The sequence below is a fragment of the Streptomyces sp. NPDC021212 genome (assembly GCF_044332925.1).
Classification (GTDB): domain Bacteria; phylum Actinomycetota; class Actinomycetes; order Streptomycetales; family Streptomycetaceae; genus Streptomyces.
In genome coordinates this window covers 129,798-148,875 of the sequence record NZ_JBIRPZ010000011.1, presented here as the reverse complement: position 1 = coordinate 148,875, position 19,078 = coordinate 129,798, and the positions used below count along the sequence as shown (strand labels likewise).

General features: G+C 70.6%; 19 protein-coding genes. 6 read left to right on the top strand and 13 right to left on the bottom strand.

The annotated features are described in order from the left end of the window. Positions 1 to 55 precede the first annotated feature (55 nt). Together dapA and ACH4SI_RS28670 are read right to left on the bottom strand one after the other, a co-directional pair. Complete coding sequence (gene dapA / locus ACH4SI_RS28675; RefSeq protein WP_398300557.1) at positions 56 to 928, bottom strand: 4-hydroxy-tetrahydrodipicolinate synthase; 873 nt, start codon at positions 926 to 928, stop codon at positions 56 to 58. A 119-nt stretch (positions 929 to 1,047) separates the two neighbouring features. After that, positions 1,048 to 2,868 carry an endonuclease/exonuclease/phosphatase family protein gene (locus ACH4SI_RS28670; protein WP_398300554.1) on the bottom strand — a complete coding sequence of 607 codons (1,821 nt, stop codon included), beginning with the start codon at positions 2,866 to 2,868 and terminating at the stop codon, positions 1,048 to 1,050. Positions 2,869 to 3,129: 261 nt separating this feature from the next. Here ACH4SI_RS28670 and ACH4SI_RS28665 point away from each other — a divergent pair, with 261 nt between their 5' ends. The 3 genes from ACH4SI_RS28665 (at position 3,130) to ACH4SI_RS28655 (ending at position 7,325) form a co-directional block, all read left to right on the top strand. After that, the gene (locus tag ACH4SI_RS28665) at positions 3,130 to 4,653 is read left to right on the top strand and encodes a hypothetical protein (protein ID WP_398300552.1); all 1,524 of its coding nucleotides are present in this window, start codon (positions 3,130 to 3,132) and stop codon (positions 4,651 to 4,653) included. A 166-nt stretch (positions 4,654 to 4,819) separates the two neighbouring features. Beyond that, positions 4,820 to 6,256: an alkaline phosphatase PhoX gene (locus ACH4SI_RS28660; protein WP_398300550.1), complete on the top strand. Its 1,437-nt coding sequence runs from the start codon at positions 4,820 to 4,822 to the stop codon at positions 6,254 to 6,256. 40 nt (positions 6,257 to 6,296) lie between these two features. Then, on the top strand, positions 6,297 to 7,325 hold the full coding sequence (locus ACH4SI_RS28655) for an LLM class flavin-dependent oxidoreductase (RefSeq protein ID WP_398300941.1): 1,029 nt from the start codon (positions 6,297 to 6,299) through the stop codon (positions 7,323 to 7,325). Here ACH4SI_RS28655 and ACH4SI_RS28650 read toward each other — a convergent pair. Next, on the bottom strand, positions 7,312 to 8,277 hold the full coding sequence (locus tag ACH4SI_RS28650; RefSeq protein ID WP_398300547.1) for a GlxA family transcriptional regulator: 966 nt from the start codon (positions 8,275 to 8,277) through the stop codon (positions 7,312 to 7,314). The genes ACH4SI_RS28655 and ACH4SI_RS28650 overlap by 14 nt on opposite strands. Positions 8,278 to 8,348: 71 nt before the next feature. Between ACH4SI_RS28650 and ACH4SI_RS28645 the strand changes: the two genes are divergently transcribed. Continuing rightward, entirely contained in the window at positions 8,349 to 9,176 is an 828-nt protein-coding gene (locus ACH4SI_RS28645; RefSeq protein WP_398300545.1) for an alpha/beta fold hydrolase, read from the top strand. 26 nt (positions 9,177 to 9,202) lie between these two features. Beyond that, positions 9,203 to 9,583, top strand: a complete 381-nt coding sequence (locus tag ACH4SI_RS28640) for a hypothetical protein (protein WP_398300543.1) — start codon at positions 9,203 to 9,205, stop codon at positions 9,581 to 9,583. 3 nt (positions 9,584 to 9,586) lie between these two features. Here the strand turns inward: ACH4SI_RS28640 and ACH4SI_RS28635 are convergent, their stop codons facing one another. From ACH4SI_RS28635 to ACH4SI_RS28620, 4 genes are all read right to left on the bottom strand, one after another. Then, positions 9,587 to 10,336, bottom strand: coding sequence for a class I SAM-dependent DNA methyltransferase (locus ACH4SI_RS28635; RefSeq protein WP_398300541.1), 750 nt, complete (start codon positions 10,334 to 10,336; stop codon positions 9,587 to 9,589). A 50-nt stretch (positions 10,337 to 10,386) separates the two neighbouring features. Continuing rightward, a complete protein-coding gene (locus ACH4SI_RS28630; protein ID WP_398300539.1) occupies positions 10,387 to 10,800 on the bottom strand; it encodes a PIN domain-containing protein in 414 nt (137 codons plus the stop codon). Further along, on the bottom strand, positions 10,782 to 11,072 hold the full coding sequence (locus ACH4SI_RS28625; protein WP_398300537.1) for a hypothetical protein: 291 nt from the start codon (positions 11,070 to 11,072) through the stop codon (positions 10,782 to 10,784). Before ACH4SI_RS28625 ends, ACH4SI_RS28630 begins: the two co-directional genes overlap by 19 nt. Positions 11,073 to 11,154: 82 nt before the next feature. Then, positions 11,155 to 12,357 (bottom strand): TerD family protein, encoded by a 1,203-nt coding sequence (locus ACH4SI_RS28620; RefSeq protein ID WP_398300535.1) that lies wholly within the window; start codon positions 12,355 to 12,357, stop codon positions 11,155 to 11,157. A 143-nt stretch (positions 12,358 to 12,500) separates the two neighbouring features. Between ACH4SI_RS28620 and ACH4SI_RS28615 the strand changes: the two genes are divergently transcribed. Beyond that, a complete protein-coding gene (locus tag ACH4SI_RS28615) occupies positions 12,501 to 13,322 on the top strand; it encodes a YwqG family protein (RefSeq protein WP_398300533.1) in 822 nt (273 codons plus the stop codon). Between the two features lie 17 nt (positions 13,323 to 13,339). Here ACH4SI_RS28615 and ACH4SI_RS28610 read toward each other — a convergent pair whose 3' ends face one another. The 6 genes from ACH4SI_RS28610 to ACH4SI_RS28585 all read right to left on the bottom strand — a co-directional run bounded on the left by ACH4SI_RS28610 (position 13,340) and on the right by ACH4SI_RS28585 (position 19,050). Further along, the gene (locus ACH4SI_RS28610) at positions 13,340 to 13,876 is read right to left on the bottom strand and encodes a nitroreductase family protein (protein ID WP_398300937.1); all 537 of its coding nucleotides are present in this window, start codon (positions 13,874 to 13,876) and stop codon (positions 13,340 to 13,342) included. A gap of 183 nt (positions 13,877 to 14,059) precedes the next feature. Continuing rightward, positions 14,060 to 14,644, bottom strand: a complete 585-nt coding sequence (locus ACH4SI_RS28605) for an O-methyltransferase (RefSeq protein WP_361483315.1) — start codon at positions 14,642 to 14,644, stop codon at positions 14,060 to 14,062. Positions 14,645 to 14,676: 32 nt separating this feature from the next. Next, complete coding sequence (locus ACH4SI_RS28600) at positions 14,677 to 15,447, bottom strand: sulfite exporter TauE/SafE family protein (protein WP_398300530.1); 771 nt, start codon at positions 15,445 to 15,447, stop codon at positions 14,677 to 14,679. After that, a complete protein-coding gene (locus tag ACH4SI_RS28595; protein ID WP_398300528.1) occupies positions 15,444 to 15,971 on the bottom strand; it encodes a cupin domain-containing protein in 528 nt (175 codons plus the stop codon). Before ACH4SI_RS28595 ends, ACH4SI_RS28600 begins: the two co-directional genes overlap by 4 nt. 15 nt (positions 15,972 to 15,986) lie before the next feature. Continuing rightward, on the bottom strand, positions 15,987 to 17,795 hold the full coding sequence (locus tag ACH4SI_RS28590; RefSeq protein ID WP_398300526.1) for an FAD/NAD(P)-binding protein: 1,809 nt from the start codon (positions 17,793 to 17,795) through the stop codon (positions 15,987 to 15,989). Next, positions 17,770 to 19,050: a pyridoxal phosphate-dependent aminotransferase gene (locus ACH4SI_RS28585; protein WP_398300524.1), complete on the bottom strand. Its 1,281-nt coding sequence runs from the start codon at positions 19,048 to 19,050 to the stop codon at positions 17,770 to 17,772. Before ACH4SI_RS28585 ends, ACH4SI_RS28590 begins: the two co-directional genes overlap by 26 nt. Between the last annotated feature and the right edge of the window lie 28 nt (positions 19,051 to 19,078).

Sequence of the window (19,078 nt, the reverse complement as noted above, 5' to 3'; positions counted from 1 at the left end):
GGCCCGCGCCGGGTGAGGTCCGGTCGAGGGCGCGGCTGATCGGCCTCGTGGTCGGTCAGGTCGCCGACGCGTAGGCGTCGGCCAGGTCGGCCGTTACGGTCGCGTCCGCCCCGAACAGGGGCGGGCGTACCGCCCCGCCGGGTCGCCCGAGGGTGCCCAGCAGCGCCTTCGCGGTGACCGCGCCGGGGAGGGTGGACATCATCGCGTCGATGAGCGGGATCAGCGCCAGATGGCGGCGGGCGGCCTCCTCGGGGTCGCCCGCGTCGTACGCGTCCAGCACGCCCCGTACCTCGCGCGGCGCCACGTTCGCGACCGTGCTGATGCATCCGGCCGCGCCGATCGCCCTGAGCGGCAGGTTCAACTCGTCGCAGCCGGAGTAGTAGGCGAGCCCGGTGGCGGCCATCGTCCGCGCCGACTTCATCAGGTCGTACGCGCAGTCCTTCACCCCCATCACGCGGGGGTGCTCCGCGAGGCGGCACAGGGTCTCGTACGAGAGGGCGGTGCCGGTGCGGAAGGGGATGTCGTACAGCGTGACCGGGATGTCGACCGCGTCGGCGACCATCCGGAAGTGCGCCTCGACGGCTTCCTGGGGCGGGCGGCTGTAGTACGGGGTGACCACGAGCAGCCCCTGCGCACCCGCCTTCTCCACGGCCCGCGCGAGTGCGACGGCGTGCTGCGTGTCGTTGCTCCCCACCCCCGCCACGACCCGCGCCCGGTCCCCGACGGCCCCCGCCACGGCCCGCACGACCGCCGTCTTCTCGGCGTCGCTGGTGGTCGGCGACTCCCCGGTGGTCCCGCCCAGCACCAGCCCGTCGCAGCCGCCCTCGTCGACGAGGGCGGCCGCGAGGCCCTGGGCGCCGATGAGGTCGAGGTCCCCGTCCCGGGTGAAGGGGGTGACCATGGCGCAGGCGAGATGGGATCTGGACATGACGGAAGTGTCGTGCCGGGGGATGCCGCAGGTCCACTTAAATCTTCTTGGTGTGACCGTGCAGCGCCGCTACGGCGTGGGGTTCCTCTCCAACCGCGGACGCGCCCCACCGCCCCCGGTCAGGGGCGGAGGCGGACCACCTGGGGGTCGTGGTCGCTGGACTGGTCGGCGAATTCCGCGTTGATGTGGACGATGTCGTAGTCCGGGCCGCGCAGGGCCCGGCTGGTCAGGATGTGGTCCAGCACCTGCGAGTTGCCGTTGTAGACGTAGCCGTACCGCTCATCCCGCGGCAGGCGCGTCACCAGATCCGTCAGCACGCCGCCCTCGGTCAGGGCGGACAGCGCCGGGGAGAACTGGTAGTCGTTGAGGTCGCCCGCGACGACCACCGCCGCCTTGGGGTCGGCGGCCAGCAGGGACTTCACGAAGGTGTTGACGGCCGTGGCCTGGCCCGTGCGCTGGGTCTCCGAGGACCGCACCGGCGGCTGGACGCGGGCGTCGAGGCCCTGGTCGCCGCCCTTGGAGTTGAAGTGGTTCGCGACCACGAACACCGGGCGGCCCCGGAAGGCGAACTGCCCGACCAGCGGCTTGCGGCTGGCCTTCCACACCTCGTTCCCCGGATCGATGCGCCCCGGGGAGGCCGACAGGGCGGCCTTGCCGCCGTCCTTCACGACCTTCACCGGCGTCGTCGAGTCGCCGCCCGGAATGTCGGTGAAGGAGACCCGCTTCGGGTTGTAGAGGAAGGCGACCCGGATGTTTCCGCCCGGCTCCCCGCCGTCCTGGTCGTCCACCGGGTTGATCTGCCGCCATGCGTACGCCGGGCCACCGGCCGCCGCGATGGCGTCCGTCAGCTTCTTCAGGGTGGCGTCGGCGCTCACCACGCCGTCGTTCGTGGCGCCGTTGTCGTCCTGGACCTCCTCCAGGGCGACGATGTCGGGCGAGGCGAGGTTGTCGACCAGGCCGGAGGCGAGGCGGTCGAACTTCGACTGCGCGGTCTTGGGGGACAGGTTCTCGACGTTGTACGTGGCGACCGACAGCTCACCGGACTTCTGCCCGCGGGTGCGCTCCCGCGTCGGCCCGCGGTCGGCCGGCTTCCCGAGCGTACTGGCCGCGATCGTGTAGCCGCCGAAGTTGTCGTAGTCCAGCGGCCCGGCCGTCGTCCCGGTCAGCTCGTCGCCCACGTCGGCGACCGGGAAGGGGTGCTCCGCGTAGGGGAGGAGGGAGGCGACCTTCAGCCGCCCGGGGTTCGGGTCGCGGTACGTGTCGTAGAGGGCGCCGCCGCGTGCGGTGCGCTTGTGGCGCGGTTCGGCGGTGACCCACAGCTCCTTGTACGTGTTGGTCGCGCCGACCACGGGCGCGTCCGTGACCGAGACCCGCATGCCCTCCAGCGACTCGTACCGGTCCAGGGCGTACGAGCGGGGCCGCAGCGCCGGGCCCTCCAGGGAGCCGTCGGGGGCGTACCGGTCGGGGACGGTGGAGGGGTTCAGCCGGTAGGCGGCGGGCAGCTCGTTGGACTGCGACCGGACCGTCCACGTGGCCTTGGAGATCTCGGTCAGCGACTGGAGACCGGCCGACGCCCCGCCCGGGTAGTACTCGCTCACCGTCCCGCTGACCTCGACCGCGTCCCCGACGGCGACGGACGGGGTGGTGGAGCCGGTGAACACGAAGATCGCCTCGCTGGTGGCCTGGTCGGCGTCCGGCCGGGAGTCCTGCATCCAGAAGCCGCGCGACGAGCCGAAGGAGCGCACCGCCGTGACCGTGCCGGGGACGCCGGTCACCTGCTTCCCGGCCAGCGGGGATATTCGGGTGCTGCCCTGGATGTCATGGATACGGACCGCATCCGATGTCGGGGCGGCGAACGCGGACGACGGGCCGACGAGCAGCCCTGCCGCGACGGCGGTGACGGTGACGGCGACGGATGTGCGCCGGGCGCGTGGGGACATGGTGATGGCCTCCGGTGCGGAGTGAAAAGAGGGACAAGGTGGCCTCTACGCGCGTCAATCTCTTGTCTTCGTACGGCAGTTGTCAAGGGCGGTCAGGTGTACGGACCCGGGCAGGCCGATGAACGGACACGTGAACGGGCGGGGGAACGCGGCGGGCGGCCACATCGGGACGAAACTGCCCCCGCGTTCCGTCTACGCTGGGGGCCGGGCCGCGTGCCCCGTGCCCTCCGTACCGCCATCCGCCCGAGGAGACTTCCGCTTATGCCAGGAGACCGCCCCACCATGCCGCCCGTGCGGCTCCGCTCCGACGCGGAACTCGCCCGGGACGCGCTCGCCGCGCCGCTCCTCGCCCGCGCGGTACGGCTCGCCCGCTGGGCCGAGCCCGGAAAACCGGTGGCGGCGGGGGGCGTGCTGTCGGCCGAGGATCTGCGGGCGGCGGTGGAGCTGCTGGACCTCGCGGCGGACGAGGACGGGGCCGAGCACGTCGCCCAGGCGTGGCAGCTGGCCGTCGACACCGGCCTGGTCGCGATCCAGGAGTCCGCGGACGACTCCGCCGACTCCTCCGACTCGGCGGACGACGACACAGCGGCCGACGGCGAGAGCGAGGCGCCCGCCACCGCGACCAGTGGCGAAGAGCTGGAGCTGATCACCGGCGGCAGCCCGCAGGACATCCTCGACATCTGGCTCGACGGCTTCGAGACCGTCCTCGCCGACGCCGCCGCGCCCGACCTCGCCGACATCGTGGACCAGATCAGCGAGGGCGGCGAGATCGACCTCGAGTCGATCGACTGGAACCCGGAGGAGGAGGCCGAGTTCCTGGACGGGATCCTGGGCAACCTCTACCTCCTCACCGCCATGGACGAGGAGGCGGCCGTCGGCTCGGTGCCGCTGCCCGCGCTCGTCGCCTCCATGGTCGTCCCCGACGACATGGACGAGCCCACCGACGACATCCTCGAAGAGGTGTCGGAGGCGATGGTGCGGCTGGACGACCAGTTCCGGTTGCTCGCCCCGACCGGCCTCATCGACTACCAGCCGGTCGACGAGTCGCTGATCGAGGAGGTCGACGGCGAGGTCCGCCTCCAGGAGTCCGACCCGGCGCAAGCGCAGCCGCAGGACGACGAGGACGACGTCTCCCGCTACGGCATGGTCCGCCTCACCCCCCTCGGCGTCTACGCCATCCGCTCCCGCATGCTCGACGCGGGCGTCGACGCCCCGGTCGTCGGCGACCTGGCCGACAAGGGCGCGGACGTCCTGCTGGACACCCTCCCCGGCCACCCCGAGCCCGCCGCCCACGCCGAGGCCGAGCTGTGGCTGGGCCGCCGTACGCCCGACGGTGCCGCCCGGGAACTCCTGGCCGCCGCCCGCGGCGACGACGAGGACGCCCCGCTGCGCCGCCTCACCTGCCAGCAGACGCTGTCGCTGGTCGGCGACGCGGCCGAGCCCGCCCTGCGGGAGGTGCTGGACGACCGCCACCTCGGTGGGCTGGCCCGGGTCTGGCTGGCCGAGCACGGCGCGAAGGACATCCCGGAGCCGTCGGAGACCATGGTCTTCTGGCTGACGGTGGACACCCTGGCCGCGCAGCTCGCCACGGAGGACGACTCCGAGGAGCTGCGGGACCTGGTGCGCGGGCTGGTCGACCAGTCCGGCGGCTTCTTCGAGTCGGCCTGGCGGGTGGACCACCCGGCGACGGCCGATGTCCTGGAGGCGATGGGGCGGCTGCATCCGGACAAGAAGGCCGCGAAGGAGGCCCGCAAGGCCGCGTTCAAGGCCCGCTCCCGGGCGTAACGGCCGGAAGGCTCCTGACGGCGGCCGACAGCATGACATCGACGGACCCTTTGGTCCGTCGATGTCTCATTCCGTTCAACTGCTGTTCGGTCTGGGGCGAAAATCTAAGCGCGCAGTCCCCAGCATGGCGTTCGCAGCCAGGCCCTCGCCGCTCAGGAGAGAAAAGATGCCCTTCACCCGAAGAGACTTCGCGAAGCGCTCCGCGTACACCGGGGCCGGGTTCGCCCTCGTCGGCAGCGCCGGTGTCCTCGGCACCGCGCCCGGCGCCCTGGCGACGGAAACCACCGGCACCGCCGCGGAGGAGGGCGCCGCCGCCCTCGGCTACGGCGCGCTCGTCGCCGACCCCAAGGGCATCCTGGCCCTGCCCAAGGGGTTCACGTACCGGATCATCACCCGCACCGGTGTGACGAAGCTGGAGTCCGGCGAGTCCACCCCGTCCAACCACGACGGCACCGCCACCTTCGAGGGCCCCCGCGGCGCGACGCTGCTCGTCAACAACCACGAGCTGAAGGGCCCCCGCGCGAACTGGCCCCACCCGGTTCCGCTGATCGACGGCCTGGTCTACGACCCGGCGGCGTCCGGCGGCTGCACCGTGGTCGAGGTCGCCAAGTACGGCGACCACGTCTCCGAGTGGGTCGGCATCGCGGGCACCTCGACCAACTGCGCCGGTGGGCGCACCCCGTGGGGCACCTGGCTGACCTGCGAGGAGAACGAGGACAAGGCCGGCCAGAACGGCATGACCAAGGACCACGGCTACGTCTTCGAGGTCGACCCGAGCGACCGCAAGGCGAACCGCAACCCCAAGCCGATCAAGGCGCTGGGCCGGTACGCGCACGAGGCGGTCGTCGTCGACCCCAAGAGCGGCCACCTCTACCTCACCGAGGACGCCTCAGGACCGAACGGTCTCTTCTACCGCTGGGTCCCGCCGCAGGGCTTCCAGCACGGCCGCGGCAAGCTGCGCACGCTGGCGGACGACGCGGGCGTGCTCCAGGCGCCCCGGTGCTACGACTCCGGCGGCAAGTTCGTGGACGACCTGTCCCGCGCCACCAAGATCGGCACGGTCTACGGCGTGGACTGGGAGCCGGTGCCGGACCGCGACGCGAAGTCCGTGCCCGTCCGCAAGCAGTTCGAGGACGGCCAGATCACCCGGGCGCGCAAGCTGGAGGGCATGTGGTGGGGCGACGGAGGCGCGTACATCGTCTCCTCGTACGCCCGTGAGGAGAGCCCGGTCCAGCACGACGGCCAGGTCTGGTTCTACGACCCCAAGCGCCGCACCCTCACCCTCAAGGTGCTGCTGGGCGTCAACCCGGACCCGTCGAAGGACGGCGCGTTCGACGGCCCGGACAACATCACCGTCTCGCCGTACGGCGGCCTGGTGATCGCCGAGGACGGCGAGGGCATCCAGCACCTGTTCGGGGCGACGGACGACGGCCGTACGTACCCGATCGCGCGCAACGACCTGAACATCGGCTCGGCGGAGGAGCCGGAGTTCAGCGAGTTCACCGGCGTCGTCTTCTCGCCCGACGGGCAGACGCTGTACGCCAACATCCAGGAGCCGGGCATCATGCTGGCCATCACAGGCCCCTGGCGCCGCCAGGGCTGAGCCGGGAATCCTCCCGGCCGGGGCGCGTGTTGACGTGAAGGTGACCTCACGTCTGCACACCACCCCCTTCTCCATCCTGGACCGCTCCCGCACCCGGCAGGGGCGGGAGCGGTCGCAGGCGCTGCGCGACACCGTTCGCTTCGCGCAGCAGGCCGAGGACCTGGGCTACCACCGCTTCTGGGTCTCGGAGCACCACAGCGTGCCCGGCGTCGCCGGATCGGCCCCCACCGTGCTGGCGGCCGCCGTCGCGGCGGCGACGGAGCGCATCCGGGTGGGCACGGGCGGCGTGATGCTGCCGAACCATCGCCCGCTGGTGGTGGCCGAGCAGTTCGGGGTGCTGGCCTCCCTCTTCCCGGGCCGCATCGACATGGGTCTCGGCCGCTCGGTCGGCTTCACCGACGGCATCCGCCGCGCCCTGGGCGCCGAGAAGGACGCCGCGCAGGACTTCGGCGCGCAACTGTCCGAGCTGCTGGGCTGGTTCACCGGCGGGCAGCGCGCGTACCCCCAGGTCCACGCCCTCCCGGCGGAGGGCCTGACCCTGCCCGCCTTCGTCCTGGCGACGGGCGCGGGCGCGGACGTGGCGGCCGAGGCCGGATTGGGGCTGGTCATCGGCGACCTCCGCGGCCGGGACCGCATGCTGCGCGCGATCGACCGCTACCGGGAGGGCTTCCGGCCCTCGGCGTGGTCGTCCGAGCCGTACGTCGTCGTCTCGGGCAACGTGGCGGTCGCCGACACGACGGAAGAGGCCCGCCGCCTCCTCGTCCCCGAAGCCTGGGCCATGGCCCACTCCCGCACCCGCGGCACCTTCCCCCCGCTCACCCCGCCGGAGGAGATCGCCGCGCTGGACATGACGGAGAAGGAGCGCGGCTTCTACGAGGAGGGGCTGCGGGGCCAGCTGTACGGCACGGAGGACGAGGTGGCCGCCGCGCTCGATGAGCTGATCGGCCGCAGCGGCGCGGACGAGGTGCTGGTCACCACCAGCACCTACGACCAGGACGCCCTGCTCGCCTCCTACCGGCGCCTGGCCCGGCTGGCGGATCTGGCACCGGCACCGCTCACCGCCGTGTGACGCGGGTTTCGCCGAAGGTCCGTCGGTAGGCACCAGGTGTGGTCCCGAGATGCGTCCGGAAACGACGCCGCAGGTTGACGGCCGAGGCAAGCCCGACCCGGGTGGCAATGGCCTCGACCGGCAGGTCGGTCTGTTCCAGCAGTACCCGGGCCGCGTCGAGGCGCCGGCCGAGCAGCCACTGTCCCGGGCTGGTGCCGAGCTGTTCGGCGAACCGCCGGGCGAGGGTGCGGCCGGACAGCCCGGCGCGTTCGGCGAGACGGCCGAGAGTCAGCGGCGTGTCGAGCCGGGCGGCGGCCCACTCCAGCAGCGGCGCCAACGACTCGTCCGCCCGGGCCGGTGCGGGCCGCGCGGCGTACTGGAGTTGGCTGCCCTCCCGGTGCGGCGGCAGGACCATGTTCCGGGCGATCTGGGCGGCGTACGCCGCGCCGTGGTCGGAACGCACCAGGTGCAGGCACAGGTCGATGCCCGCGCCGGTCCCGGCGCTGGTCGCCACGTCGCCGTGGTCCACGAAGAGCACGTCCCGATCCATCCGCACCTCGGGGAAGGCGGCGGCGAGCCGGGCGGCGCTGCGCCAGTGGGTGGTGGCGCGGCGGCCGTCGAGCAGTCCGGCCTGAGCGAGGACGAACGCCCCCGTGCAGATGGCGACGATTCTGGCCCCGCGCCGGTGCGCGTCCCGCAGCGCCTCGATGACGGCCGGCGGTGCGGGTGCGCCGGGCGGCTGCCATCCGGGGACGATCACCGTGTCCGCCTCCCGCAGGGCCGCCGGCCCCGCGTCGACGAACATCGCGTAGCCGGCGGTGGTCTGCACGGGGCCGGGGCGCTCGGCGCAGACCCGGAAGCTGTAGCGGGCCGGCTCGCCGTGTGGGACGGTGCCGAAGACCTCGGTGGCACAGGCCAGCTCGAAGGGTGACTGGGGCGGGTTGAGCAGGGCCACCACCCGATGCAGGTTCATGGCAGGAATGTACCTGTGGGTGTCTTTCCGGACTCTCGGGCGGGGAGGCCGTCCCCGGTCACAGTGGTCCCATGGGTGAAACCACAGTGCTGAGGGCCGCCGTCCAGGTCGACGGCGAAACGGCCAGTTACCTGACCGTGGAGGCCGTGGAGCGGGACGGCCCGGTCGTGTTGCTGCTGCACGGCACGTACTGGAGCCGGGTCTGGCTCCCGGTGCTGGGCCGCCTCACCGAGGCCGGGCTGCGCCCCCTCGCGGTCGATCTCCCCGGACTGGGCCGCTCGGGAGGCGAGCTGACCCCGGAAACGGCCACGGTCCCGGCCCTCGCGGACTGGGTGGCGCGCTTCGCGTCCGCGCTGAAGATCTCCGGGCCGGTCGCCGTGGCGGGCCATGACATCGGCGGCGCCGTCGCCCAGCACCTCCTCGTCCACGACCGCCTGGAGGTGTCGCGGCTGGCCCTGGTCAACTCGGTCACCTACGACTCCTGGCCGGCCCCCCACGTGGCCCGGTTCCGGGGTCCGGGGGCCACCGCCGACGACGTTCTCGCCGCCCGCCGAGAGGCGGTGACGGCGGCGCTGGCCGGTGCCGCCACCGAGCAGCGGATCGCGGACTACCTGGACCCGTGGACAGCCGCCCGGGTTCGCCGCTCCTGGATGGCCATGGCGGGCGCGGCCGACAGCCGCTACACCCTCGATCTCGTTCCCGCGCTGCGGCGGTCGACGACGCCCAAGCTGCTGATCTGGGGCGAGGACGACCCCTTCGAGACGGTCGAGTACGCCGAGCGGTTCGCCACGGAGATCCCGCACACCACGCTCCTACGGATCCCGGACGCGGGACACATCCCCACGGAGAACGCCCCCGGCCGGATCGCCCGCGCGCTCGCCGACTTCTTCACGGCGTAGCGGTCGGGCCGCGTACGCTCGGCTCCGTGCCGCGCCATCCGAAGAAGCCCCGCCGCCTGGTCGCCGACGGGCGCACGTATCTGTGGACGCTCCGCCACAGCCATCGGGTGGTGGACGGCGGCCGGGCCGCGGACTGCCGCCAGACCCTCACGCTGTACCCGCAGCCGTCCGGCAGCGGCGGCCCGCTGCGCATCGTCTTCGCCGATGGCCCCGGCCGGTACGTCCCGGGCGGGTTCCCCATGGGCTCGGGGGACGTGGGGTACGTCCGGGGCGGCTCCCTCAACCTGCACGAACCGGGCGCCGTCCGGGCCCTGCTCGACGCGGCGTCGGCCCGAGGGTGGCAGCCGGGGGAGCGGCAGACGGTGGAGGTCGACGGCTGGCCCCTGCTGGAGGCGGCCACCGCCTGATCGCTAGGCGGTGGGTTTCTCCCAGACCGAGACATGCCGGGGGCTGTCGTTGGTGAACGGCTCCCGGGCCCAGCCCTCCCACCGGTCGCGCAGCCGCAGCCCGGCGAGCCGGGCCATCAGGTCCAGCTCGGCGGGCCATACGTACCGGAAGGGCATCGGCGTGTACGTGGCCCGGCCGTCCTCCGCGATCTGCAGGTGGTGCGAACTCATCGTCTGGGTGGCGACCTCGTAGGTGTCGAACCCCCAGCGCGTGGCGCCCACGTGGAACGGCACGATGTGCTGCCCCGGGGGCAGCTTCCGCAGCTCGGGGATCATGACCTCGATGAGGAAGCAGCCGCCGGGCGCGAGGTGTTCCGCGACGTTGCGGAAGCACGCCACCTGCGCTTCCTGCGTCGTCAGATTCATGATCGTGTTGAACACCAGATACGCCACGGAGAACGAGCCGTCGACCCGCGCGGTGGCGAAGTCCCCGATCGTCACCCCGATCGCGTCCCCGCCCGGCTTCTCCCGCAGCCGGGCCACCATCGCCTCCGACAGGTCGATCCCGTGGACCGGAACCCCGCGGGCCGCCAACGGCAGCGCGATACGCCCCGTCCCCACGCCCAGCTCCAGCGCCCGCCCGCCCCGGGCAAGCCCCGCCAGCAGATCCACCACCGGGTCCACGGCCCCCGGCTCGGACATCTCCGCCGTCGATTCGTCGTATGTCGCCGCGACGCGCTCTCCGAAGTACCCGTCCTTGCCGACTTCGTCCATGGCCGGGACCGTACTGCGCCGCGGCGGCCGGGCGCGCCCCATTTTTCCGGTCAGACGGCGACCAGGGTGACTCGGTCTCCGCACAGCTTTTCCATGTCGTCCGTGTCCGAGGTCAGCATGACCACAGGGCCGGGCTGGTGCAGCGCGGTGACTGCCACCATCGCGTCGATGGCGTACTTGTGACCGTGCAACCCGGTCTCTTGGAGCAGGAGTGCGGCTTCCTTGGACCAGTCCACGCTGAGGGGCTCCACGCGCAGCTGGGAGAGCACGTAGTTCCAGCGCGCGCGTTTGATGCCGTCATGCTGGGCCTCGATGAGGGTGGCACCGCTGACCACGCGGTCGGCACCACGGTCGAGCGCGGACCGCACCATGTTCATCACGGTCCGGTCCTGCTCCAGGTAGAGCGACAGTCCCTGGCTGTCCAGGACCAGGCAGCCGCCTCCGGTCAGACGGCCTCGTGCCACTGGGACTCCCGACGCTCGGCCGCCGTCCAGATGTCGGCCGCCGCCTGACGCTCCGCACCGGTGAACGACCCGTGCTCATCCTCGAACTCGGCAAGGTATTCGCGGGTGGCCTGATTGCGCAGATGCTCCTCGATCGCCACGGCGACGAGAGCCGAGACCCCACGGTTGCCCGCGTAATCGCGCAGGGCCCGCACGGTCCCCTCGGGGAGGGACACGCTGATCGCCTTGGCCGGTCCCTCGCCGAGCCCCGGCTCTGTCTCTTCTGCTGCCACGTGACCCAGTTTAGCAATCCTCTTAATAATACGGCCCTGGGGCGGAGCCCGACGGTGGTTCGGCGTGCCCCGCCCCGCCGCCTCAGAGGGCCTTGCCCGCGGGCTTCGCCATTCCCCGCACCGTGCGCGAGTCGACGTACTCGCCCATCGCCGTCATCTCCCACTCGCCCGAGAACTGCCTGATCAGCTTGGCCATCATCACGCCCGTCCGCGGCTCGGCGTTGGTGATGTCGAAGCGGACCAGCTCTTCGTTCGTCTGGGCGTCGACCAAGCGGCAGTACGCCTTCGCCACGTCCGTGAACTTCTGGCCGGAGAAGGAGTTGACCGTGAATACGAGGCCCGTGACCTCCGGTGGGAGCCCGCCCAGGTGCACGGTGATGGACTCGTCGTCGCCACCGCCCTCGCCGGTGAGGTTGTCGCCGGAGTGCTGGATGGCGCCGTTCAGGATCGCCAGCTTGCCGAAGAAGCACGCGTCGATCTTCTTGCGGTCGGGGCCGAAAGCGATCACGGAGGCGTCCAGGTCGATGTTCGCACCGCGGAAGGCGGGCTCCCAGCCGAGGCCCATCCTCACCGAGTTGAGCATCGGGCGACCGCCCTTGACCAGGGAGACGCTCTGGTTCTTCTGGAGGCTCACCCGGCCCTTGTCGAGGTTGATCTTCCCGCCGGCGGGCGGGGCGGACGGCATGGGCGGCGGGGGGACGGACGCCGCCGGGCCGGTGGGCGGGGGCGCGTGGGTGACCGGGGGCGCGGGCGGTGCGGTGGGTGCTGCTGCCGGGGCGGCGGGTTCTTCCACCGTCACGCCGAAGTCCGTCGCGATGCCCGCCAGCCCGTTCGCATAGCCCTGCCCCACGGCCCGCACCTTCCAGGCCCCGCCCCGCCGGTACACCTCCACGACCACGAGCGCGGTCTCGGTCCCCAGCTGCGGCGGGGTGAACGTGGCGATCACGGCGCCGTCGTCCGCCCCGCGCACGGTGGCGGTCGGCTCGGTGCCCGCGAAGGTGGCGCCGGGGGCGTCCAGGCTGGCCGTCACCACGATCTTGTCGATGTCCGGCGGCACGACGGCGGTGTCGACGGTGATCGCGTCACCACCGCCCCCGGCCCCGGCGCGGTGGGTCACGCCGGGGCCGGAGGGCTGGTTGTAGAACACGAAGTCGTCGTCGGAGCGCACCTTGCCGTCGGCGGTGAGCAGCAGGCCCGACACGTCGAGCCGCACGGGCGCGGTGACGTCAACCGCCACGCGCGCGACGGGGAGGGGGAGGTTCGAGCCGGGTGTCATAGCGGTCATGTCCGGGGTAACGAACGCCCCCGCTTTACGGTTCCTTGACCTGTGGGCTTTCTCGACCTGCGCGGGCCCCGCCGCTCGGCCCGCCCCGCCGCCGGTACCGCCCGGCCCGGCCGTTGTCGGTGCCGCCCGTCATGATGGCCCATATGACCACCGCCGAGCACCCGCTGCACGCCCTCGCGCGCACCCACCTCCCCGCCGACCTGGCCGACCGCTGGACCGGGCTGCTGCGCCCCGCCGCGCATCTGCGCGTCGCGGCGGCGGGCGACCCGGTCGTCGGGCAGCTCGGCGGGCTGCCCCGGCTGCCCGACGGTGTCGAGTGGCCGCTGTGGGAGGGCCATGGCCCGCTGCGGTTCGTCGCGTCGGTCGACTGCGCCGCGCTGCCGGTGGCCGGGCTGGACATACCGCTGGCTCCCGACGGCCGGCTCGCCTTCTTCTACTACGGCGACGAGGACGACGACGCCCTGGTCGACACCGCCGACCCCACCACCTGGGCCGGAGCCCGCGTACTCCACTTCCCGCCCGCGCCCGCCGACGCCCCCGAGCGCCCCGCGCCCGCCGGGCTCACCCCGTACCCGGCCGTGCCGCTCACCGTCCGCCTCGGCCCGAGCGCCCCCGACACCGACGCGCCCGCGCTCGGCGGCCTCGACCTCCCGGACGCGTTCAAGCGGGCGCAGTGGGCGTACGAGAGCGGCGCCGCCCACCAGATCGGCGGCCACGCGCAGTCCGTGCAGACCCCCGTGGAGGTAGTGGTCGCACATGGCGCACTGGGCGGCCACGGGGTGTCGTGGGAGGACCCGCGGATCGAGGCGGAGGCGCGGCGCTGGGTGCTCCTGGCCCAGTTCGACTCCGACGAGGACGCCGACCTGATGTGGGGCGACGGCGGCGCCCTGTACTGGCTGATCCGCCCCGACGACCTCGCGGCGGGCCGCTTCGACCGCGCCATGTTCACCTGGCAGTGCTGCTGACGGCGTCGTGGTCCCGTTCAGGTGCGCAGGAACTGCATGCGGTCGGTGACGTCCTCATGGCTCCGGCGGGCCGGTTGTACCGAGCTGCCGGGCGTGCCTATGTCCAGGGAGCCCAGGAGCTGTTCGTCCGGACGGACGCCCAACAGGCTCCGAGCGCTCGGGCTTTGGCACAACCGGCCGGTACGCCAGATGCTGCCGAAGCCGCGGGCGTGCAGTAACAGCATCAAGCCGTAGGCGACGTTGCTCGCCGAGGCGAGCTGCTCCCATTCGGGCACGCGGTGCTCCGCCGCCGGGGAGAAGACGAGCACCGCCTTCAGGGGGGCTCGCATGAACTTCCTCTCGACCATGGCCCGTTCCTCCGGCTCCGCCTCGGCGGCGAGGCAGGCGCCGACCGCCTCCAGGTCCGCGTCCCTCAGCAGGATCCAGCGCCATGGGCGCAGTCTGCCGTGGTCGGGGGCCGCGGCCGCTCCCCGCAGCAGGTAGGCGAACTCCTGGTCCGAAGGAGCCGGACCGGAGAGCGTGTGGATGCTACGGCGCGTCAGGATGGCCGTCATGACGTCCAAGGCAGTTACTCCTCAGTGCGGATGGTGAACGAAAGACGGGGCGATACACCCGATGTGCAGCCGATGCACGGGAGAGCACGGCTCAGAGGACAGGAGAGGGGCAGACGGCATCGCCGTCCTGGACGAGCAGCCCTCAAGGGCCTTCGGGCTGCTCGTCGGCGGGCGAGGGACCGGTCACGAGTCCTTGAGGAGCACCAACTCGCCCTTGCCGATGGGCAGCAGGACTCCGGAGAAGTCGTCCGACGCCTCGACCAGCCGGTTGAAGTCCTCCAGTTGGTGGGCGTGGGACACGGCGTTGTCGACCACCAGCAGGCAGCCGTCCGCGAGGATCCGCCGCAGCGAGTCCCACCAGCCGACATACTCCCCGCGGTTACTGTCCAGGAAGACGAAGTCGTACTCGCCGGCCTCGCGCGAGGCGAGGAAACGGCCCGCGTCGTCGGTGATCTGCCGGATCCGGGAATGGAGTCCGGCACGCCGGAAGTTCCGCTCGGCCATCTTCACCTTGTCGTCGGCCCGCTCGACCGTCGTGACTGAACCTTCCGGGCCCACGGCGTCGGCGAGCCACAAGGTCGAGTAGCCGTTGGACGTGCCGATCTCCAGAATGTTCCGCGCCTTGCAGGCTTTGACGAGCAGCGCGAGAAACTTACCGGTGTCGGGCGTGATGTTCAGCATCTTCCGGCTTCGGTCGTCCGTGGCCGAGTCGTTGGCCTCGCCGAATTCCTCCAACTCGCGCAGTAACTCGGCGAAGGCCGGTTCCATGATATTTCCCCTTGTCGATTAATGATCCGGTGTCACTTGGCCAGATTCAGGGCCGTGATGTAGAGGCCGAGGAGTATCAGAGCGGCACAGAGTACCATGTGAAATTTCTCCTCGGGTATGCTGCGGCGGATCCTGTTCCCGATCGACATTCCCAGAAAGGCCGGCGCCAAGGACACCGCGGACATGGCGAGCAGGTTCGCGTCCAAGAGATCCTGAGTGCGCAGCGACCATGCCAGGGAAACCGTCGACAGCGTGAAGAGGATCCCCATGCTCTGGATCAACTGGTCCCGCAACAGACCGATCGACTGAAGGTAGAAGACCCCCGGGACGGCCGACGATCCGGTCATTCCCGTGAGAAATCCGTTGACGGCCCCGAGGGACGCACCCACGGGGTGATTCCACCATTTTCCCCTGATGTTCACCCGCAGTCGGAACAGCCCCAGAATCCCGTAGACGGCGAGCCCGACGCCGAGCAGGGCGGACATCACGTCCGCCTGGAAATAGCTCAGCGTCAGCGCGCCCGACAGGGTGAACAAGGTGGCGGCCAAGAGAAATGGCCAGGTGAGATGGATGATTTTACGACCGTGGCCGCCGCGCACCGCCTGGAATACGTTGGTCAGGAACGTCGGGATGATGATCAGCGCCTTTGCGGGCTGAATACCGATCGTTGCGGTGAGAATCCCGAGGACGACGGGCGGCAGGCCCAGGCCGGTCAGCCCCTTGAACAACCCACCTACGAAGAACGTGAGAACGATCAGCACGAAGGTGGTCAGTCCGAACGAGAAGGGGATGGCGTCGGTCACGACTGGACGGCGGCCCTCGGATGCTCGGCCGCGATACCGCGGTCCACGAAGCAGCGCAGCGCCTGCACCACGTCGGCCTGCTCCTCCGCGGTCAGGACCTCCGGCCTCTCCGACGTGAAGCGGTCGGCGAGCCCGAGAATGTCGTCCTTGCGGTTCTCGATGTATACGTCGGCGTCCGCCACGTGTGTCGCCGTGCGGTCGGCGACCTTCTCCGCGAGCCCTTCGGTGGGTGGCACGAAGTTGATGTCGAACGTGCCGATCTGGAGGAGGACGTACCGCGAGGGCGTTCCGACGGGTGCTCCGTTGACGAACCGGTGCTTGTTCGTGCGGGGCACTTGGAAGACCTGTCCGGGAAGCACGGTGAATACCTCGCCTGCTTCGGGGAGTTCGATGGCGATCTGCCCCCTGGAGCAGTACACCATGTCCGACACTTCGTTGTGGAAGTGGTAGGGAACGGCTTCGTGATCGAGGTTGAACACGCTGACCCGTAGGCCGTCCTGATAGTAGAACTCTTTCATTTCCATCGTTCAACTCCCTGTCTAGCTGATGATCAGCCCTGCGTCGTCCGGTACGGTGGTGTGTTGCGGTATTTTGGGCGCGGCGTCGGCCCAGTCGGCGGCGACCTGCTCGGCGGCTTTCACGAAGGCTCTGGCGTAATTGTGTTCGTTCTGCCAGAACCTGACGGGGGAACCGTACGACGACAGATGCGGCGACGGTTCGGAAAGGTTCCCCGCGCGCCTCGTCACCCGGTATGTTCCGTGCGGGTCGAGAGCCAATCCGCCGGTGACGTATCCCGATTCCTCGTGGTGCACGATCTCGCCCCGTCGCAGGAGATTCCGCACCAGTGCCGAAGGGTGGCGTTCCAGGCTGAAATCCTGTGTCTTGGCCCGTACTACGCAGTCGGCCCGCACGCTGGAACGCTCGCCGTCGGCGGTCTCGTACGCGATCACGAATCCGCCGTCCTCGTGCACACTGACCGGTGGCTCCGCGTACCCGTGTTTCACGGTGGACAGAACTCCGGCGTCCATGAGGGCGATCAGTTTCTCCGCGTTCGCCGTCGGCATCGGCACCGCCGTCCGAATGAAGTGCGTGTCGAAAAGGCGGTCGTACACGGCCTTGTCGCCGGGCTCCAGTTCCCGGTAGAAGCACATCCTCCGCGCCTTCAGGACGAGCGTGTAGACGGGATTTCCGTGACGTGAGTCCCGAAGGTCGCTTTCGAGTTTCTCTCTGGCCGAGGAGAACCGGGGATTTTCGACGTCGTGCCACCCCAGCGCCCCGTCGGTCGCTCTGCGCAGATCCTTGTCCAACAGGTCCAGAATGGGCTTGATCCTCAGCTGCCCCCGGTGTTCGCTCCGGATACCGGCGAGGGCGTCCGGGGTGAGATGGAACAGCTCATGGCCGGTGAGCGGGCCCCGGACGGGGGGAAAGAAGCCGGAGCGTGATCCGACGACGATGTGCGGCGGTTCTTCTCCCCCTCCCGACGGCGCCGGCCGGTAGGAGGCGACGTGTCCGTCCGCCGTGTACGTGAACTCGCCCTCATCGCACAGGGTCATGATGGCGTCGATGCCGCTCGGCCCCATCCCCTGGACGTAGACCCGCGGACGCGCACCCGGTGTCCGCCGTGACCGGACACGGCCGGCGACGACGGACCGGAGCCTGCCCGGCGGATAGGGAGCCGAGACGTACCCCGCGTGTTCCGCGAGCGCGTCGTTCTCCGCGGACTGCCAGTGCCCGGTGCTCAGCAGCACCCGGTCGAGTCCGTCCAGGCTGAACTCGCGGCCGGTGCCGAGGTCACGGAGCAGGATGGAGAAGCCGTCCTCCGTCGTCCGCCCGTCGAAGGCCTCGTGTCCCGTGTACTGCCGCACGTCGATCCCGTGGTCCCGGGCGATTTTCACGGCGTCCTGGAACCGGTGCTCCAGGTACAGGCCGAACAGGGCCCGCGGATAGAACTCGCCGTCCTCGGGCTTCCAGTCCGTCGGGTCGATCCCGGGGTGGGTCTCCAGGATGAGTTCCGGATGGTCGGCGACGAGCCAGGGCTTGCTCTCGGCGAGCCAGTCGACGAAGTCGTTGCCATGGATCCCCATGGTGCTCGCTTCGTTGTTGCACCGGTGTCCGAGTTGGGCGTTGTCCTTGGCGTAGGGGTATCCGGGGCCGTTCACCCGCCCCCGCTCCACCGTGGCGATCGTGATCGCGGAACGGGAGAGCGGGGACAGACGCCCTGGAACGGTCAGCTCCCGGACCAGATGCCACAGCGCGCAGGTACCGGCGAATCCGGTGCCGATGACGCAGTATCTGACAGTTCCTACCGTGTTGGCTTTCAGCTCAGGGCTCCAGACGGCTGAGGGCACGCCTGATGCGTATGCCGGCTTGGCTCAGGATGGACGCCGTGCGGCCGCAGTTGATCCGCACGAAGTGGCTGAGGCCCTTGTCCTCGGCGAAGTGGTTGCCGCAGATCGTGGCGACCTTCGCCTCCTCCAGGAGGAACTGGTCGGCCGTGACGTAGCCGTGCTCCTGGTAGGCGTGGGCGTAGCTCGACAGGTCGACGAAGAGGAAGTAACCCCCCTGGGGCGGCCTGACCCGCAGCGCGGGAACGGCCTCCAGTTCGCGGAGCATGGCCTCCAGGTTCGTGCGCGCGGTCCTGGCCCTCGCCGTCGCCACTTCGTCCATCGCCGGCTGGAGCGCGATGTGCGTCGCCACCTGGCCGTAGGTGGACGCGAACGACGTGAGGTTGACCTGTGCCCGGGCGGCGGCCTCGACGATGTCCGTCGGCCCGCACAGATAGCCGATCCGGTCCCCGTGCATGCCGTACGTCTTGCCGGGGCCGGTCACCGTCAGCGTCCACGGCCGCATCGGGGTGAGACTCCCATCGGGGAGTGCGGCCTCGATGGCGGCGAACGTCTTGGCGCGGTCGCCCAGGACATGGGCCTCGTAGGGGCAGTCGAACAGGACGTAGATCGGGCTCGCACCGTCGGCCTCGCGCCGCAGGTTGTGCCGGGCGACGACCTGTGCCAGCGCGGAGAGTTCCTCCGTCGAGTAGATCTTGCCCGTCGGGTTGATGCAGTCGCCGAGTACAACGATCTTGGTCCGGTCGGAGATCGCCTGCTCGAGCGCCGGCGCCGTCAGCCCGTCCTCGGCCGTGACCAGGACCGTCTTCGGTACGGCCTCGTGCAGCAGCACCATGTCCGAGTAGTGCGGCCAGTTGGGCACCGGAACGACGACCTCGTCGCCCGGGTTCAGCAGGGCGTGGAGCACCACGGAGATGGAACCCTTCACGCCACCGGGCGTCACCAGGATCTCGTTCTCCGGATCGTATGCGATCCCGTGCAGACGGCTCACGCGCGCCGCAATGGATTCCCGCAGAAAGGGAAATCCCTTGATGGGGGCGAACGCGTGGATCACGTCGGATTTCGTCTGGATGAAATCGATCACGCCGCGGTCGATCCGGGGATCGGTGGGCGTGTCGAGAGCGCCTATGCTGAGGTCGATTACTTGGTCTTCCGCGGCGAGCCCGCTGTTCAGCGCTACGAGCTTGGCCGCGGTTCCGTGCGTCGCCGATTCCGGAATGTTCAGAACGGCGCTGGAGATTCCTCGGTTCTTCTGCACAGTTGTGTGGACTGCCTCTCTGGAGCCG

Bases quoted from the DNA above. Each gene is read 5' to 3' on its own strand.
- dapA (WP_398300557.1), bottom strand. From the start codon at position 928: ATGTCCAGATCCCATCTCGCCTGCGCCATGGTCACCCCCTTCACCCGG.
- ACH4SI_RS28670 (WP_398300554.1), bottom strand. From the start codon at position 2,868: ATGTCCCCACGCGCCCGGCGCACATCCGTCGCCGTCACCGTCACCGCC.
- ACH4SI_RS28665 (WP_398300552.1), top strand. From the start codon at position 3,130: ATGCCAGGAGACCGCCCCACCATGCCGCCCGTGCGGCTCCGCTCCGAC.
- ACH4SI_RS28660 (WP_398300550.1), top strand. From the start codon at position 4,820: ATGCCCTTCACCCGAAGAGACTTCGCGAAGCGCTCCGCGTACACCGGG.
- ACH4SI_RS28650 (WP_398300547.1), bottom strand. From the start codon at position 8,277: ATGAACCTGCATCGGGTGGTGGCCCTGCTCAACCCGCCCCAGTCACCC.
- ACH4SI_RS28645 (WP_398300545.1), top strand. From the start codon at position 8,349: ATGGGTGAAACCACAGTGCTGAGGGCCGCCGTCCAGGTCGACGGCGAA.
- ACH4SI_RS28635 (WP_398300541.1), bottom strand. From the start codon at position 10,336: ATGGACGAAGTCGGCAAGGACGGGTACTTCGGAGAGCGCGTCGCGGCG.
- ACH4SI_RS28620 (WP_398300535.1), bottom strand. From the start codon at position 12,357: ATGACCGCTATGACACCCGGCTCGAACCTCCCCCTCCCCGTCGCGCGC.
- ACH4SI_RS28615 (WP_398300533.1), top strand. From the start codon at position 12,501: ATGACCACCGCCGAGCACCCGCTGCACGCCCTCGCGCGCACCCACCTC.
- ACH4SI_RS28610 (WP_398300937.1), bottom strand. From the start codon at position 13,876: ATGACGGCCATCCTGACGCGCCGTAGCATCCACACGCTCTCCGGTCCG.
- ACH4SI_RS28605 (WP_361483315.1), bottom strand. From the start codon at position 14,644: ATGGAACCGGCCTTCGCCGAGTTACTGCGCGAGTTGGAGGAATTCGGC.
- ACH4SI_RS28595 (WP_398300528.1), bottom strand. From the start codon at position 15,971: ATGGAAATGAAAGAGTTCTACTATCAGGACGGCCTACGGGTCAGCGTG.